Genomic DNA, 564 nt, shown 5'->3' on the forward strand with positions numbered 1-564 from the left:
GAGTATGGCAATGGTATAATATATGCCCAAACGTTTGTAGAAGCCCCTTCTGACAGGCAGGCTGTTTTACATTTTGGTGCAGGTGGGCCGCTGAAAATATTTTTAAATGATGTAGAAATTTATTCTAACGAAAAAATAAAATCTACTGACCTGAATGCTTATCAACTGAAATTTAACCTGAAAAAAGGCATGAACAGGCTGGTGATTAAATCATCATTAAAAGGCAAAAGCGATTATTTTTTCGCAGCGCTTAAAGATATCAGTAGTAAAAGTTTTACTGATCTGGTATATTATGATACTTATAAAGATTACCAAAAAAGCGCGCTTGCAGATATTAACCCTGAAGAGGTTGCCCCTGATTTTGAAGTGTTTTTACAAGAAAAAGTAAAATCGCAACCTGATAACCCATTATTTGCCCTATTGCTTTTTGATGCATATTCATATAATCAGAAGAATGAAAAAGCCTATGAGGCTATAGAAAAACTGGTAAAAAAATACCCTGGCAGTTCACTCATTAACCACAAACTTGTTACGTATTACAACAATACCGAAAATTATGAAAAG

1 protein-coding gene is annotated in these 564 nt (G+C 34.0%); it reads left to right on the forward strand.

Features of this window, described 5'->3' with window-relative positions; all coding sequences use genetic code 11:
* The coding region (locus ABS768_RS17690; protein ID WP_408076259.1) for a tetratricopeptide repeat protein at positions 1-564 on the forward strand (564 nt) is incomplete at both ends.

This window comes from Flavobacterium rhizophilum (assembly GCF_046000485.1).
GTDB lineage: Bacteria > Bacteroidota > Bacteroidia > Flavobacteriales > Flavobacteriaceae > Flavobacterium > Flavobacterium rhizophilum.